Source organism: Citrobacter sp. Igbk 14, assembly GCF_028069825.1.
GTDB lineage: Bacteria > Pseudomonadota > Gammaproteobacteria > Enterobacterales > Enterobacteriaceae > Citrobacter.
Window position 1 is genome coordinate 1 of record NZ_JANEWM010000161.1, and the last position, 717, is coordinate 717.

Genomic DNA, 717 nt, shown 5'->3' on the forward strand with positions numbered 1-717 from the left:
GTGTCAGAATATAACTGTGAACGCCCGCATGAATCACTGAACAATATGACGCCTGAGGAATATCGGCAACACAATCATTTGGCCGGGATCTCAAAAAATGCCTGGAACTAAAACGGGTCTATTTACATCCCCAGAACTGGTTTCACTGACACAGCTGGCTGAAGAGCATTGCGTCATGCTGGAATTTGTCAACCCGAGAAAATCGAAGCAGAATGCGTTTATCGAACGTTTTAACCAAACGCATCGGACTAAGATTCTGAATTTTTACCTGTTAAGAACCTTGAATGAAACGAGGTAAATCACAGAGTCCTGGCTGACGGAATACGATAGCCAGTGGCCTCATGAATCCCTGAATAACTTGAAGCACTCAAAAGTGCGTGGAACTAAAACAGGAGTGCTTACAATCACAAGGATAAATGCTAAAGCTGTAACTTGTTTCTGGACAAAAGCCCTTTACAGCCGCCGCACAAAGAGCATGAACTGATGAGAAAATGTATGGGTATTGGTAGGTTGGGATGAAGATTGAATTCTAATATTTTCTCCACCCAATTATATTGGGGGCGCTACGCTCTTCCCAACCAACCAACCAACCAACCAACCAACCAACCAACCAACCAACCAACCAACCAACCAACCAANCAAACAATTAACCAACGACCCACCCAACCCATTTATAAAACTACCATCTTATTATTCTATTATTAAATTGCGTACCAA

General features: G+C 42.6%; 2 pseudogenes. Both read left to right on the top strand.

Annotated features, from left to right (window positions below):
- A pseudogene (locus tag NNN64_RS22920) lies at window positions 1–111 on the top strand (integrase); the annotation flags it as partial.
- Between the two features lie 19 nt (window positions 112–130).
- Window positions 131–379 (top strand): annotated as a pseudogene (locus tag NNN64_RS22925) (integrase core domain-containing protein); the annotation flags it as partial.
- Between the last annotated feature and the right edge of the window lie 338 nt (window positions 380–717).